This window comes from uncultured Algoriphagus sp. (assembly GCF_963974835.1).
In the GTDB taxonomy this organism is placed as follows: Bacteria; Bacteroidota; Bacteroidia; order Cytophagales; family Cyclobacteriaceae; genus Algoriphagus.
Map to the genome: position 1 here is coordinate 399,399 of NZ_CAXBET010000003.1, position 15,038 is coordinate 414,436.

At 40.7% G+C, this 15,038-nt stretch carries 14 protein-coding genes; 6 read left to right on the forward strand and 8 right to left on the reverse strand.

Annotated features, from left to right (window positions below; translation table 11 throughout):
- Positions 1–3: 3 nt before the first annotated feature.
- Positions 4–1,428 carry a pyruvate kinase gene (pyk, locus tag AACZ73_RS09750; RefSeq protein ID WP_339877385.1) on the forward strand — a complete coding sequence of 475 codons (1,425 nt, stop codon included), beginning with the start codon at positions 4–6 and terminating at the stop codon, positions 1,426–1,428.
- Between the two features lie 258 nt (positions 1,429–1,686).
- On the opposite strand, the gene AACZ73_RS09755 is transcribed toward pyk, so the two are convergent.
- The 5 genes from AACZ73_RS09755 to AACZ73_RS09775 are packed head-to-tail and all read right to left on the reverse strand — an operon-like array spanning position 1,687 to position 5,425.
- Entirely contained in the window at positions 1,687–3,267 is a 1,581-nt protein-coding gene (locus AACZ73_RS09755; protein WP_339877387.1) for an NFACT RNA binding domain-containing protein, read from the reverse strand.
- Positions 3,267–4,031 carry an MBL fold metallo-hydrolase gene (locus AACZ73_RS09760; RefSeq protein WP_339877389.1) on the reverse strand — a complete coding sequence of 255 codons (765 nt, stop codon included), beginning with the start codon at positions 4,029–4,031 and terminating at the stop codon, positions 3,267–3,269. Before AACZ73_RS09760 ends, AACZ73_RS09755 begins: the two co-directional genes overlap by 1 nt.
- Positions 4,028–4,306: a hypothetical protein gene (locus tag AACZ73_RS09765; RefSeq protein WP_339877390.1), complete on the reverse strand. Its 279-nt coding sequence runs from the start codon at positions 4,304–4,306 to the stop codon at positions 4,028–4,030. The genes AACZ73_RS09760 and AACZ73_RS09765 overlap by 4 nt, the downstream gene beginning before the upstream one ends.
- A gap of 1 nt (position 4,307) precedes the next feature.
- The gene (locus AACZ73_RS09770) at positions 4,308–4,685 is read right to left on the reverse strand and encodes a response regulator (RefSeq protein WP_339877391.1); all 378 of its coding nucleotides are present in this window, start codon (positions 4,683–4,685) and stop codon (positions 4,308–4,310) included.
- Positions 4,682–5,425, reverse strand: a complete 744-nt coding sequence (locus tag AACZ73_RS09775; RefSeq protein WP_339877393.1) for a response regulator — start codon at positions 5,423–5,425, stop codon at positions 4,682–4,684. The genes AACZ73_RS09770 and AACZ73_RS09775 overlap by 4 nt, the downstream gene beginning before the upstream one ends.
- A gap of 46 nt (positions 5,426–5,471) precedes the next feature.
- On the opposite strand from AACZ73_RS09775, the gene miaA reads away from it, so the two are divergent.
- The gene (miaA, locus tag AACZ73_RS09780) at positions 5,472–6,380 is read left to right on the forward strand and encodes a tRNA (adenosine(37)-N6)-dimethylallyltransferase MiaA (protein WP_339877460.1); all 909 of its coding nucleotides are present in this window, start codon (positions 5,472–5,474) and stop codon (positions 6,378–6,380) included.
- On the opposite strand, the gene AACZ73_RS09785 is transcribed toward miaA, so the two are convergent.
- Positions 6,368–6,703: a hypothetical protein gene (locus AACZ73_RS09785; protein WP_339877395.1), complete on the reverse strand. Its 336-nt coding sequence runs from the start codon at positions 6,701–6,703 to the stop codon at positions 6,368–6,370. The genes miaA and AACZ73_RS09785 overlap by 13 nt on opposite strands.
- Position 6,704: 1 nt before the next feature.
- A complete protein-coding gene (gene pfkA, locus AACZ73_RS09790) occupies positions 6,705–7,679 on the reverse strand; it encodes a 6-phosphofructokinase (RefSeq protein WP_339877396.1) in 975 nt (324 codons plus the stop codon).
- Positions 7,680–7,931: 252 nt separating this feature from the next.
- Between pfkA and AACZ73_RS09795 the strand changes: the two genes are divergently transcribed.
- From AACZ73_RS09795 to AACZ73_RS09805, 3 genes are all read left to right on the forward strand, one after another.
- A complete protein-coding gene (locus AACZ73_RS09795) occupies positions 7,932–8,822 on the forward strand; it encodes an aldo/keto reductase (protein WP_339877397.1) in 891 nt (296 codons plus the stop codon).
- Between the two features lie 77 nt (positions 8,823–8,899).
- Positions 8,900–11,086 carry an acylase gene (locus tag AACZ73_RS09800; protein ID WP_339877399.1) on the forward strand — a complete coding sequence of 729 codons (2,187 nt, stop codon included), beginning with the start codon at positions 8,900–8,902 and terminating at the stop codon, positions 11,084–11,086.
- A gap of 207 nt (positions 11,087–11,293) precedes the next feature.
- Positions 11,294–13,285 (forward strand): M1 family metallopeptidase, encoded by a 1,992-nt coding sequence (locus AACZ73_RS09805; RefSeq protein WP_339877401.1) that lies wholly within the window; start codon positions 11,294–11,296, stop codon positions 13,283–13,285.
- Positions 13,286–13,734: 449 nt separating this feature from the next.
- Here AACZ73_RS09805 and ssb read toward each other — a convergent pair whose 3' ends face one another.
- Complete coding sequence (gene ssb, locus AACZ73_RS09810; protein ID WP_339877402.1) at positions 13,735–14,106, reverse strand: single-stranded DNA-binding protein; 372 nt, start codon at positions 14,104–14,106, stop codon at positions 13,735–13,737.
- 249 nt (positions 14,107–14,355) lie between these two features.
- Here ssb and AACZ73_RS09815 point away from each other — a divergent pair, with 249 nt between their 5' ends.
- On the forward strand, positions 14,356–14,880 hold the full coding sequence (locus AACZ73_RS09815; RefSeq protein WP_339877403.1) for a hypothetical protein: 525 nt from the start codon (positions 14,356–14,358) through the stop codon (positions 14,878–14,880).
- The last annotated feature ends 158 nt before the right edge of the window (positions 14,881–15,038 follow it).

Here is a 15,038-nt window from a genome sequence, read left to right on the forward strand (position 1 = left end):
CTAATGAGCCATTTCAATAAAACAAAGATTCTAGCAACTATAGGCCCTGCTTCCAATAACTACGAAACCATCAAGAGTCTGGCAGTTGCCGGAGCAAATGTTTTTCGTTTAAATTTTTCGCATGGTACTCACGATATTCATGCTGAAGTAGCGAAAATAATCAGACAGATTAACAAGGACGAAGGTCTTAACCTTGGTATTCTGCAGGATCTTCAAGGTCCTAAAATCCGTGTTGGCGAAGTAGAGAATAACGGAGTGGAAATTAAGGCCGGAGAGAAAATAACTATTACTAACGATCCCGTAATCGGAACAAGCCATCTGGTAAGTACTGTCTATCAGAATCTTCCAAATGATGTAGTGACAGGAGACAGAATTCTCATCGACGATGGCAACCTAGAAGTTTTGGTAATTGATACCGACGGTAAAAATGTGAATTGTACAGTGATTCACGGTGGCATACTGAAATCTAGAAAAGGTATTAACCTTCCTAACACTAAAGTTAGTGCTCCATCACTTACAGAGAAAGATATCGAGGATCTAGCTTTCGGGCTAGAGCAAGAAGTGGACTGGATAGCACTTTCATTTGTGCGATCTGCAGAAGATATCATCGATCTTAGAGAAAGAATTGAAGCAAAAGGCAAAGTTTGTAAGATAGTTGCGAAAATAGAGAAGCCTGAAGCATTGGAGAATATTGATGCGATCATTGCGGCGACAGATGCAATCATGGTGGCTCGTGGTGACCTGGGAGTGGAAGTTCCTATGGAGATAGTACCTCTTTGGCAGAAAAGAATTGTAGAGAAATGTAAGCTTGCCTGTAAGCCTGTGATTATCGCTACCCAGATGATGGAAAGCATGATCGTAAATCCTCGTCCTACTCGTGCTGAAACTAACGATGTCGCAAATGCGGTATTGGATGGAGCGGATGCAGTAATGCTTTCGGCAGAAACAGCTTCTGGCAAATATCCTGTGAATGCTGTAAAAGCAATGAGCAGCATCATTAGCTATTTGGAAAAAAATGCGGAAATCTATCACAACCTCTACAAAATCCCTGAGGATGATGCCACTTTCCTAAGCAACAACTTGATTTTGATGGCATCCAGACTTTCCCGAAATGTGAAAGCAAAAGCAATTGTTGGAATTACTTCCTCTGGTTTTACTGGATTTAGAATTGCTTCCCATAGACCTTCAGCAAATATTTTTGTATTCACCAGAAATAAACCATTGATTACTCAAATGAGTCTAGTTTGGGGTGTGCGTGCATATTTCTATGAGAATCAAGTGTCAACTGATGCTACATTTACTGATATTGAGAATACACTTAAAGAGGACGGTCATGTAAATTCCGGTGATATTATAGTAAACACTGGAAGTATGCCTCTAAAAGCTAATGGCAAAACCAATATGCTGAAAGTTCATATAGTGGAGTAAGCTACTTCTAAAAATTACAAAAAGAGTCCCGGGTAAATTCGGGACTCTTTTTTATGCTTCTTTAGTTCACCCGAACACGTACCATTTGTGAAGCCGAAGTTCCGTTTTAATTAGCTTTTGGATTTTTTAAGCTAAACTTAAAAAAGGAAGGAGCGAACATTGCTTTTCAAAAGGCAAAAGTTTGAAAACTTTGTCCAATTTAATTTTCAGTATCTCGAAGGTCAAAATCGCAGACTGCGAATGGTGACTGTTTATCGTTTAATTTCCCTTTCCAAAAATTTCCTCTGGCCCTCTAGGAACAATCATTAATACTTTTTCCTTTTCTACAATTACTGAACCAGCTGGGGAACCTTTAACTTTTCTCACATATTTTGCTTCGGTATGGATCACTGGAGCGAGAGATTCATTTTTATTTTTAGAATAGAACGCAGCTAAGGATGCGGCAGTCTCTAAAACGGACAGGGGTATGCTTTTAAGCCCTGATGTCTTTATGAGTACATGAGAGCCAGGAACCATGCGTGCGTGCAGCCAGATGTCGTCTTTCTTGGTGTAGCCGCGGAGCATGTCATCGTTTGCCTGAGCTGACTTACCCACCCAGATCGGGAATCCCTCAAATTCAAAAGTCTTAAATGGTAAAACTAGCGCATCCTTCTGCAGAGCTTTGTCCTCACCATGGGTTTTCTTATAATTCTTTAAGCCTCTGAAATCTTCAATCAGCATTAGCTCATTTATCTTGGATTCAATCGAAATTGCCTGATTGATTTTTGCAGCTATTGTTTTATCCAGTTGCTCCCATTCTAATTTTCTGTTTTTGCTTTTTCTATACAAAGAAGCCGCGTGATCCTGCGGTTTCTGATTTGGTTTGATCTTGACTTGAATCATTTCTCCTGAATAAAAATCCAGTAATTCCGCTTCCAATTTTCCGTTTTGGAATTCATGCAGATTTGCCATGATTACATCTGCCAGCTGAGAAGGAGGTGGTGAATTTCGTAGTTCTTCCAGTTTGAGTGCCGACTTTTCAATATATGAATTCGTGCGCTTGAGCTGCTCCTGGTATTTTTTTAGCAAAGTGTTTTTATCCTTTTCAAAATTCCCCCTTACCAAAGCCAAGTAGAAAAGCTCATTGACTGATTCGATTGGATCAGAAAAAATTTTAACTGGATTATCTTCCGGTAAGAGGCTCAGGAGGATTTCTCCATTTTTTTCAACCAAAGAAAACAGAGGAGTTTCCAGCATGTCCAAAAGTTGCTGGATAAGCTCCCATTTAGTTGGGATGTCTGCTTCCGGGTAGCCTCTCTCTTTTAGCCAGTTTCTGGGGATTGATCCTAAAGTAGGTAGGAATCTGGAAGCATTGCCCTCCAGTTCCTCAAAGCGTTTCCTGGTCAGCTCGTAAGATTTATTTAATGAGTTCCAGTCTAAATCCCGGTCTTCTGTAATGCCATTTCTAAATAACTTTAACGGTTGCTCAGCATTTTTCTCGTAGAGCAGGACATTACTTCTGTTCGCATGTAATTTGAAAAGGATAATTTTCCCGGAATTTAAAAGAAAGTAAAACGCACGTTCGAAGCTCAGAATGTTGCATTCAATAATTTTATCTCCGATCAGTTCTTTGAATAAATCGATACTATTTCTTTTCGCCCGCTGGAATTTTTCGGGGAAAGAAATATAAATCTGTGGAGGAAGTAGGTGTGCCCTAATAAATCTTGATTCTTCAGCATCCTCGGTCTCGATGATCAACTCATCTTTGTTTTGGGAGAAACAGGCAATAATTTCTTTCCCATGAAATGCTTTTTCAAGCTCAGGGCAGAGGTACTTCAGGAAATGGTAATTTAAATGCATTAGTCCAAAGTTAGCTGAAGCCCGTCATAGGCCAAGGCTATTCCTTCAGGTAATTCATCTTCCACCACCTTGTGAAGGTCGAGCTTGTGAGACGCGTGAGTGAAATAAGTTTGTTTTGCGCCGATTTTTTGGGCCATTGCTACGGCTTCATCCAAAGTAAAGTGGGAAATATGAGTTTCTCTTTGAAGGGCATTCAGCACTAGAATTTCTGTCCCCTCGATTAGCCTCAGAGATTCCTCTGGGATAACTTTTGCGTCTGTAATGTAGGTGAAGTTTCCTATGCGAAAGCCTAAAATCGGAAGCTTATAGTGCATTACTGGTATTGGGATGATCGTAATTCCGTCTATGGAAAATGGCGTGTCACCAATAGCAATAGTTTCTACCAAAGGTACTCCCGGATATCTGTTAGCACTAAATATATATGAGAATTCACTTTTGATTTGGTCGATCACTTGTGGCTTCCCGAAGATTGGCATATCCTTTTGCTGCATAAAATTAAATGGGCGAATATCATCCAAGCCAGCAGTATGGTCTTTGTGCTCATGGGTGAAGACAACAGCGTCGAGCTTGGTGATTCCTTCCCTGAGAATCTGTGTGCGAAAGTCCGGTCCTGTATCGATTACAAGGCTCACATTGCCTATCTGCACATGTAAAGAAGATCTTAATCGCTTATCTCTGAAATCAAGGGAAGTGCATACAGGACAGGAGCATCCGATCACTGGTACACCTTGAGAAGTGCCGGTTCCTAAAAAAGTTACTTTCAAAATTTTAACTGGGTTTGCCTCAGCTCAGTGAGGAAGTCATGGTTTGCTTTTTCTTTAAAATCTGCCGGGTCTAAATTCAATTCAATTAGAATGTCTATAAGGGCATTTATTTTTCCTTCCAGGGGAAAGTATTTATTTACAATTACGATTTTCGAATCGTTCAATACACAATAGCCGGATTTAAAATTTCCTTTCTCGTATCGCAACACATAATCTGACGAGGCAAATAGATTTTCAAGTTTATCCAAAAAATGCTTTGTGTATTTTACTGCCATATCAAATCAGATATTTTTTAACTGTTGCAAGTAATCTGTCGTAGTCCAGAGGCTTCTGGACAAAATCATCAAATCCCAACTTCCGGAACTCATCCATGGTGTAGTTATTCATATTGCCTGTTATTGCAATGATCGGTAGCTTTGATTTACTACTGTCGGCCAGTTCCCGAATCATCCTCGTACAACTAGCACCATCCAGGACAGGCATATTTAGATCCATCAGGATCAGGTCGAAATTCTCTTTTTCCAGCATTTCCAATACCTGCTTGCCATTTCTGGCTGATTTCATTTGAAATTGTTCAAACGCTAGGGTGCTTTTAGTCAAGTTTTGTATGACGGAAGAGTCTTCCCCGAAAAGGATTTTTTTTGGGCTATTCATGGATTCAAAGTAGTTTCATCTTTGAGATAATTCTCAAATATAGTACGCTCATTCTTAAGTTTTTTTAATGTGATTTGTAAAGATTTCCAATCCTCTGATCGGGCCGATTTATCTGCATCGGTAGACAATGAAAAAATGACATTTGCACCCATTGTTCCTGAATTTCCTTTCATAATATGAAGATTTTCGATCAGGAGCTGCTGGTTTTTTTCTTCAAATGCTGCATCTATTGAAGACATCAATTGGTCAAATTCATTAAGAAAATCAATATACAAAGACCTAAGTGTTTTTGAAGAATTATATTTGGATAGCTGCAGAAATACTTGTTTGTCTAAAGGTGCAGGTTCCTCAAGTGCAGGCGAACCCGCATCCCTTTTGGATTGGAAATAATCACCTAACGTACTTAATAATTCCTTGGGCCTTACAGGCTTGGAGATTAGATCTAGAAAACCCATTTCCAAAAAACAATTCTTGGCAGAATCCGCAGAATATGGGGACATAGCAACAATTGGGCATTGAAAGGGTGATTTCCTCCAAATTGTCTTCGCGGCGGTAATTCCATCCATATAAGGCATTTGAATATCCATCAGGATCATGTCAAATTTTATTTTGGACGCCTTATCCACTGCATCTATTCCATTTACTGCTGATTTAAAGTTGTAGAATTCTCCGATTAAGTTTTCTAGTAACCTTCGATTCAAATCATTGTTATCAACAATCAACACCTCTTTGCTTTTCATAACAATACTTTGGATTTTTGATGCTCAGCTTTATCGTATTTCCATTTTGTCTATACAAAATTATTTAATCCTTGTAGTAGGACCTACCGCAGTCGGCAAGACTGATTTATGTCTAAATCTAGCCAAAAAATTCAAGACTGAAATTGTATCCTGTGACAGCAGGCAATTTTATCGGGAAATGAACCTGGGCACAGCTAAGCCAACTGCAGATGATCTAAAGCAGGTTCCGCATCATTTTATAAATAGCTTGTCCATAGACCAGGATTATGACGTTCGCAAATTTGAACAAGATGCTTTGAAAACTCTCGAGGAGTTATTTGAAAATCATAAGGTGGTAATTATGACTGGTGGATCGGGATTGTTCGCAGATGCTGTCGAAAATGGGTTAGATGAAATGCCGGAAGTAGCGCCTGAAATAAGGCAAGGGATCATCCGTGAATATGAAAATAAAGGCTTAGAGTTTTTACAGAAAGAAGTGGCTGCCTATGATCCTATATATTTTGAAAAGGTAGATCAAAAAAATCCCCAGCGACTTATGCGAGCGTTGGAAATATGGAGAGGGACCGGAAAGAAATTCAGTTCCTTTCGGATAAAGTCAAAAAAGGAGAGGCCATTTAAAGTAATCAAAGTAGGACTGGAGCGAAATAGGGAAGAACTTTATTCCAGAATTGACTTGCGAATGGATCAAATGATCGCGGAAGGATTGTTTGATGAGGCAGAGGTTTTATTTGCAAAAAGACATTTAAATGCCCTTCAGACAGTGGGTTATTCTGAGATATTCGGATTCATGGAAGGCAAATACGACAAGGAAGAAGCTGTCAGGTTACTCAAAAGAAACTCGAGGCGCTATGCTAAGCGCCAAATGACATGGTTCAAAAGAGATGAAACTGTCAAATGGTTTTCTCCACATGAAAAAGACCAAATCCTAGACTATATTCAAAATCAAATCTCCTGAAAGCGGGCTATTTTTCCCACCCAGTTATAAGGAGGTTTTTTCAGAAGTGAGTTATACTGAATGCGGTTTACTTTTAGATCCCGGATGATTTTCAGAGCCTTTTGAGCAATGTTCTTTTCGATTTGAATTTCCTTGAGAGCAGCGATCAGAAGATCCGGATCAGAAGAGTCTTCCACTAAAATTCCCAATTCAGGATTAAGGGAATTCAGTTTGAACAGCAACTCTTTCTGCTGATTGAGTTTTCGCTGCAATGCATTTTTTACAGTAAGAAAAAACAGGAGGCATCCGCCTCCCAGCATGATAAACAGTGGAATAAACCCCATCTTATATACTCAAGATTTTCATTAATTTAAGATGATCGTCGATCAAAGATTTTGTCTTGCCAATACAATCTGCAAAAGGAGTAAATACCACATTTTGATTCACTACACCTGCCATGTGGAACTGATATCCTGCTAGTAAGCCTTCTACGGCAGACATTCCGCATCGACTGGCTAATACACGGTCTCTTGCAGTTGGATTTCCTCCGCGCTGAATATGACCAAGGGTAGTCACTTTAAAATCTTTTGTAGGATCATTAACTTTATTTTTCACCTTTTCCATGATGGTTTGTGCATTTCCGGCTTCATCACCTTCAGCCACCACCACAATACTTGAAAATCTGTTTTTCCTGTTATTTTTCAAGGATTTTACTACATCATTCAAGTCAGTCTGAGTCTCCGGAACCATCACAAATTCTGCTCCTCCACCGATTCCGGACTCGATGGCAATAAATCCTGCATCTCTTCCCATTACTTCTATGAAAAATATTCTATCATGAGCTGCTGCTGTATCGCGGATTTTATCGATGGCTTCCAAAGCCGTATTCACAGCAGTGTCAAACCCAATCGTATAATCTGTACCGAATAAGTCATTGTCAATTGTGCCAGGACATCCTATCGTGGGAATGCCATATTCCTCGAAAAATATTTTGGCTCCTGTGAATGTGCCGTCCCCGCCAATAGCCACTAATCCTTCAATGCCATGCGCAAGAAGGTTTTCGTAAGCCTGCTTTCTGCCTTCTGGGGTTTTGAATTCCATAGATCGGGCAGACTTAAGCACCGTGCCGCCACGCTGCACAATATTACTGACAGAATGCGATTGCATGCGTTTTATCTCACCATCGATCATGCCTTCGTATCCACGATATATACCATATACTTCCAGTCCTTTGAAAATAGCTGTACGTACTACCGCTCTTACGCAAGCGTTCATGCCAGGACTATCCCCTCCAGATGTAAAAACTGCTATTTTTTTCATAGTCATTAATTATTTTTCAAATACCCTCCCGTCCCAATACTTATCGGGAGATATCACAAGGGATCCTGTACGGCAAAAATTTAGCTTACTGTCTGTCATTTGAGACATACTCGATTTAATGCTCTTAGGTTTAAAGTTCAAAAATAGGGATTAAAGAAAGAATGATTTCAGTTTCTTAAATTATTAAACTTTTAATAAATGCTAATGTTAAAAAGAGCTTGAATTCTAGGACTAAAAAACTGAATTTGGGCTATGCAAAAGATTAAAATACCAGCTTTAGAATTCGCCATCAGTCCAATTGGAATAGGGTGTATGTCTTTGAAAGGCAATATAAAGGAAGATCAAAAAATAATTGACGCCGCTATTTCTGGAGGAATTGATTTTTTTGATACAGCAGATTTGTATCAAAATGGATTGAATGAGGAAATTGTCGGAGCTACGTTAAAGAATAGAAGAAAAGATGTGGTTTTGGCCACTAAAGTCGGAAATCAGATGCGGGAAGACGGTAGCGGTTGGGACTGGAACCCCAAGAAAGAATACATTCTGAAGGCGGTGGAAGAGAGTTTGGAAAGATTGCAGACGGATTACATTGACATTTACCAGTTGCATGGAGGCACGCTGGAGGATCCTTGGGATGAAACACTGGAAGCTTTTGAAATCCTGAAAACTCAAGGGAAAATCCGGGCTTTTGGGATTTCATCCATTCGTCCTAATGTGATTCGAAAAGTTTTAAAGATGGGCAAACCAGCTACCATCATGATGCAATATAGTCCTTTGGATCGTCGGCCGGAAGAAGAAGCGTTTTCATTAATTGCGGAGTCTGACACAAGAGTTTTGGTGCGGGGTGCCTTCGCAAAAGGACTATTAATTGATAAGTCCGCACAAGCATTTTTGGATTATTCAGCAGCTGAGGTAAAAGAAATCCGGGATTTGATTTCAGATTCAGGTTTGCTTCCAGAGGCTTTTTTGATCCGGTTTGGATTGATGCAACCTGCTGTTGGTTCCCTGATAATCGGAGCCAGTTCAGTGCAGCAAGTGGAAAAAATGATTTTTGCCTATCAGCAGGCAGAAGAAATCCCGGATGATCGGATTACAGAAATTGCAGCTAAAATACCACTAAACAGATACACGCAGCATAGGTAAAATTCTAATTGCCTATAGCCTGCAAATATTCTATTTTGGAAGGATTCATATAAATCTGCCCTCATAATTACCCATACATGAAATATAGACTGTTACTTTTTCTATTACCGGTTGTAATCTGGTCCTGCGAACCCAAGGAGCTAACTGAGGCTGAACGCTGGGAAGACACGGCCAGTAGAGTGGAGATTATTAGGGATGATTATGGGGTTCCTCATATTTATGGAAAGAGCGATGCAGATGCAGTTTTCGGCTTGCTCTATGCACAATGCGAGGATGATTTCAGAAGAGTTGAGCGAAATTACGTTTGGGCTACCGGACATTTAGCTGAGCTGGAAGGTCAGGAGGCGATCTACAGTGATTTGAGAGCAAATATGTATATGACCGAGGCTGAAGCAAAGGCAGCTTATGAGACAGCTCCGAATTGGTTGAAAGAGCTTTGCGTAGCATTTGCCGATGGCATAAATTACTATCTGGCAACTCATCCTGATGTGACACCCCAAGTGATTACGCATTACGAACCTTGGATGCCAATGTTCTTCAGTGAAGGGTCTATCGGTGGAGATATTGAGCAGATTCCAACTCGAAGAATTCAGGCTTTTTATGCTGAAAAAGAGCCAGACGTAATGGCTTTATATGAAGAGGAATTTTCCAGAGAGGCTTTATTAGACGAACCAAAAGGTTCCAATGGTATCGCGGTGAACGGTAAGATGACGGCTTCAGGAAATGCTATTTTGCTGATCAATCCTCACACCTCATTTTATTTCAGACCGGAAGTGCATGTGGTAAGTGAAGAGGGACTGAATGCCTATGGGGCAGTTACCTGGGGACAGTTTTTTGTTTATCAGGGATTCAATGAAAAAACTGGCTGGATGCATACTTCTACCAAAGTTGATTTTATCGATGAGTTTGTAGAAGAGGTGACAGAGAAAGATGGAAAATATGAATACCAATATGGAGAGGAGAGCCTTGCGGTGGAGGAGTTTCAGGTTTCATTGAAATATAAGTCAGGAGCGGAATTAAAGGAGAAACCTTTCACGTTTTACCGAACTCACCATGGCCCGATCACACATAAGATTGGAGAGAAGTGGGTGGCGACTAAGATCAATTGGGATCCTGTTAATGCTTTGATCCAAAGCTTCACGAGGACAAAGCTGAGCAACCATACCGAGTTTAAGAAGATGATGGACATTCGTACCAACTCTTCAAACAATACGGTTTTTGCAGATGCAGATGGAAACATAGCCTATTTCCATGGGAATTTCATTCCTAAGAGAAATGAAGGATTTGACTTTTCAGAGCCTGTGGATGGTTCTGATCCGGCTTCGGATTGGCAGGGCCTGCATACGGTGGATGAAAGTATCATGGTCTTAAATCCGGGAACAGGTTGGATTCAAAACTGCAATTCAACTCCCTTTACTGCGGCTGCAGAATTCAGTCCAAAGAAGGAAGATTATCCATTCTACATGGCTCCAGATCAGGAGAATTTCCGTGGGATCCATGCAGTAAATGTGCTAAAAGAAGCTTCGGGATTAACTCTAGAGAGTATGATTGAATTGGCATATGATCCTTATTTGCCAGCTTTTGAGCATTTGATTCCTACTCTACTTCAGGCTTATGAAAAGCGTGGTGTGGCAGATCCTCAATTCATGGAGCCAATTAAGATTTTGGAAGCTTGGGATTACCGCACATCCAAAGAATCTGTAGCGATGTCATTGGCGCATTTTTTTGGGATGAATTTAATGAAGAATCACGGCAACATCAATGATTTTATTCCATTTAATATCGATGAAAACACCAATGTTCCTAATCCTTCCCCTACAGAGTTGCTTGCCACTTTTACGCAGACTTTGGATCAGATGAATGCCGATTTTGGAACATGGAATACACCTTGGTCAGAGATTAATAGATTTCAGCGATTGACAGGGGAAATAGATTTGCCCTTTGATGATGAGAAAGAATTTACGCCGGTAGGTTTAGCTTCTGGAACCTGGGGTGCTTTGGCTGCTTTCGGAGCGAGAACGTACCCTGGAACGAAAAGATTGTATGGTTACCGAGGAAATAGCTTTGTAGCAGTAGTGGAATTTGGAGAGAAAGTAAAAGCTAAATCCATTCTTGCCGGTGGTCAGAGTTCAGATCCTAATTCTCCGCATTTCTACGATCAGACTCAGGACTATGTCGATGGTAATTTCAAGGATGTTGCTTTTTACAGAGAAGATGTGGAAGCTAGGATGGAAGAGAAGTATGTGCCGGGGAAAAGGGAATAGCCAGTGATCAGTCGCAGTATTCAGTTTGTTAACCTTTGTGGTTTCTAAAACCTCGAGGTATATATATATAGTATAAATTGTACCAGTAAAAATTAAAATAAATTTATAGTCAGCTTATCAATTCCATGCTTCGGATATACCCATTGTTTGTCGGAGGAAAGGATTTTTTGCTGAGTTTCCCAACTTGAAAAAAACCCACCTTTACTTATGAAAAAAATACTCTTTTTCATGCTCCTGAGCAGTTCGGGTGCTTTTGCGCAGCAAGAAACCAAACCACTGCGATCATCTATAGAAACAGATACACGTGCTATCAGGCAGGATGTCCCGATGACGAATTCTATTCGCAAAGCTTTCGAGGAAGGCTCAAGAAACTTCTCCGGAAAACCAGGCGAAAATTACTGGCAACTTGAAACTGATTTTACGATCAAGGCTAGCTTGGATCAAAGTACGCAGACCATCACAGGTTCTGAGAAGATTTTGGTGCATAACAACAGCAAGGAAGATATGACCTCCATCGTACTTCGATTGGATCATAATATTTTCCGGGGAGACGTACCAAGAGGAACTTCAGTACCTGCTGAAAACACAGAAGGAATGATCGTGACTTCTATAATGGTGGCAGGAGATTCAGTTGATTTAAATCCTCCTCCCGTTCAAAGAACAAGAAATGAGACACCAACACCTCCCAAATTAAGTGTAAGAGGTTTGCAGAGTACAGTTGCTGTTATTACGTTGGTGAATCCTATCAAAGCAGGAACTACCGCTGAAGTAGAGATAGACTGGCATACCAAATTGCCGGGTGGTGATAATGGCCGAGGTCATAGAATGACGCAGCGATTTGACAGCACCTTATTTCAGCCAACTCAATGGTTCCCGAGATTGGCAAAGTATGATGATCTGAGAGGGTGGGAAACCAGCCTTTACCTAGGTCCAGCTGAGTTTCATAACAATTTTGGAAAATTCGATGTGTCTATCACTGTTCCAGCTGGATGGATAGTAAGTGGTACTGGTGTATTGCAAAATCCAACAGAGGTTTTGACTCCGACTGTAGCAGAGAGGTTTACTAATGTTCTAAAATCGGATGGGGAAGTGACCCTAGTAGGTGAGGATGAAAAAGGTCCTGGAAAAGCAACTAAAGCAGGGGATAAATTGACTTGGCATTTTGTGGCAGATAAAGTCAATGATTTTGCCTGGGCGACTTCAGATAGATTTATCTGGAAAGCAACCAAAGCCGATATTCCCGGCAAAGGACCTGTTCCGATTTACATGGTTTACATTCCAGAAAGAGCTCAATTTTTCGAAAAGGCCGGTGAAAACACCAAGCATGCTTTGGAGTTTTATTCCAAGCTTTGGGCACCTTATCCTTTTCCACAGCTTACCCTCCAAGACGGTCCAAGTGCCGGTATGGAGTACCCAATGGTAATTAATTCCAATCAGGGAGCAGCAGATCATGAGGCAGCACACCAGTGGTGGCCGATGATGGTAGGAACGAATGAGACCCGCTACGGATGGATGGATGAAGGTTTTAACCAATACATGAATATTCTTTCCGGTGCAGATAGCCGAGGAGTCGATTATAATTTGGATGGATTGGGACAAAGCTACGGTCGTGTAAGCGGATATGAAGATGAAGCACCAATGATGTGGAGTGCGAATGACGCCGGGAATATGTATGGTTTCCAGACTTATTCGAAGACGCCATTGATGTTATCCATGCTTGGTGGAATCGTAGGTGATGAAGCGGTGATCAATGCTATGAAAAAATATACAACAACTTGGGCATTCAAGCATCCTTCGCCTTGGGATTACATGTTCTTCATGAATAATGAATTGAGACAAAATCTGGAGTGGTTCTGGTATTATTGGTTGTTTACCACGGAATCTGTGGAAGGATCTATCCAAAATGTAACTACTTCAAATGGTAAAACGACCGTGACGGTACATCAGGCAGGGCAAATGCCTTCTCCAGTTGTGCTTCAAGTTGAGTTTGAAGGGACGGCGAATGTAAAGATGCCAAACGCTAAAAAGATCAATGATACTACTGTTGAATTGACCTGGCCAGTTTCGGTTTGGTTTGATGGAAGCAAAACTTTTGATGCTGTGATGGACTTCGGTGATTCGAAAATCAAGAAAATTACCTTAGATCCTCATGGACGATTCCCGGATAAAGTTACGGCTGACAATGTTTGGCCAAGATGATTTGAATGAAAATGAGGCTCCAAAGAGCCTCATTTTTTTGTCGTTTTTTACCGCAGTGGGCGCGGATGATTACGCAGAGGTCGCAATTTAAAGTTGTCCTGCTTCTCCAGAAGCTGGACTTGGTATCCAGTTTTTATTTCCGTTTGGGAGACAAGAATGGTGGTGTGATTTTTTTACCGCGGAGGTCACGGAGGATAGCGCAGAGGTTACAATTTAGAGTTGTCTTGCGTGTTTAGAAGCTGGCCTTAGTAACAATTTTTTATTGCCGTTCGTGAGACACGAACGGTGGCGGAAGAAGTATAAATCAGAATAAGGGCTGAAAGTCCTGTATAACAAAGCCCAGCTTGATAGGGCTGGGCGAAGGAAGTTGAAGTATAAGAAATTCAAAGAAAATGGCTGGAAGTTCAAAACTCCCAGCCTTTCAACTTTAGTGATTTCAGGATTTTTATTCAAAAAGGAAGATCAGCTTCTTCAGGGACGTTTGCTTTTCTTTCACCCATTAGTAGAATGCTTTGTACCACTACCTCAGAAATATAGCGCTTGACACCTTCTTTGTCTTCGTAAGAGCGGTTGCTTAGTTTGCCTTCTATGGCGATTTCCGATCCTTTGTCGGTGTATTTGTCAAGTAATTCGGCTTGCTTGCCCCAGGCCACGATGTTGTGCCAGGTAGTTTCTTCTACGCGTTCACCTTTTTGGTTTTTGTAATACTCGTTAGTAGCGAGAGATACTTTACCTAAGGTCTTGCCGCCTTCAAGGTTTTTGATTTCTACTTTGGATCCTAGACGTCCAATTAGCTGTACTTTGTTTCTTAGCGTGCTCATAATGTTTGTTGTTTTGGTTAGAAAATTTGTTTGTCGTTTTCGCCAGAGGAAAAACTTATGATCCAAAGTTGGGGGATCGGTCAGCGCTAAGTCGGTAGCTAGTCGTTTGTATTCGATAGTATCCGTTTGTTGTCGGATAAAGTATGTTTATTGGTCTTAAGAGGTGGTTAGGTTTTTAGAAAAGTTTAGTAGGTTTAGAAAGAAAAATGCGCAGTTACGTATATACAAGTGTTGTATGGCATTGCAGAAATGAAGAAAGTTATTTACATAGGAATTTCAACTGCCACTTTTGTAGCACTATTTTATGTGGTTCCTCTCTTCTATATCGGACTGGAATTCTTACTGCTTCCTTTTATGTTGATCGTGTTAACAGCTGGAATTGTGGGTGTTGTAACAATTCCATTAACTGCATACAAGGTTTACAAGAGCCAACGAATTAGTAATTGGCTGAACTGGTTAAACGGTCTTGCAATAGGTGCATATTTTGGATACTTAATCACAATCCCGATACTTGACTGGGACGAAGAACAGCGAAACTTAAGCGGAATATTGGTTTCTGAACATTTGGAAGAATACCGAAATAAAAACGGAACGTACCCAACTGAACTTTCGGATTTACAAGTTGCACAGTTGAACAAAAAACTTCCGAACACATACCAACTTGACAGGTTTAGCTACTTTGTTAAGGAGAACGAGTATGCCCTTGACATTCCAATTCCAATAACCGACAGGTGGCACTGGAACAGGGAAGAACAAAAATGGGAATATGAATAGGCGCCATACAACATATGCTATGAATGAATGGGGTTTCATCAGTCAGGAAATTATGGTAAGGATTGGAAAATCCGCCACAATGAATAAATTTAAAAAAAGGCGTGGCTATGTGCGAGACGAGAGATTAGTTCTTTCTAATCCCCACTCATCATAGCTGG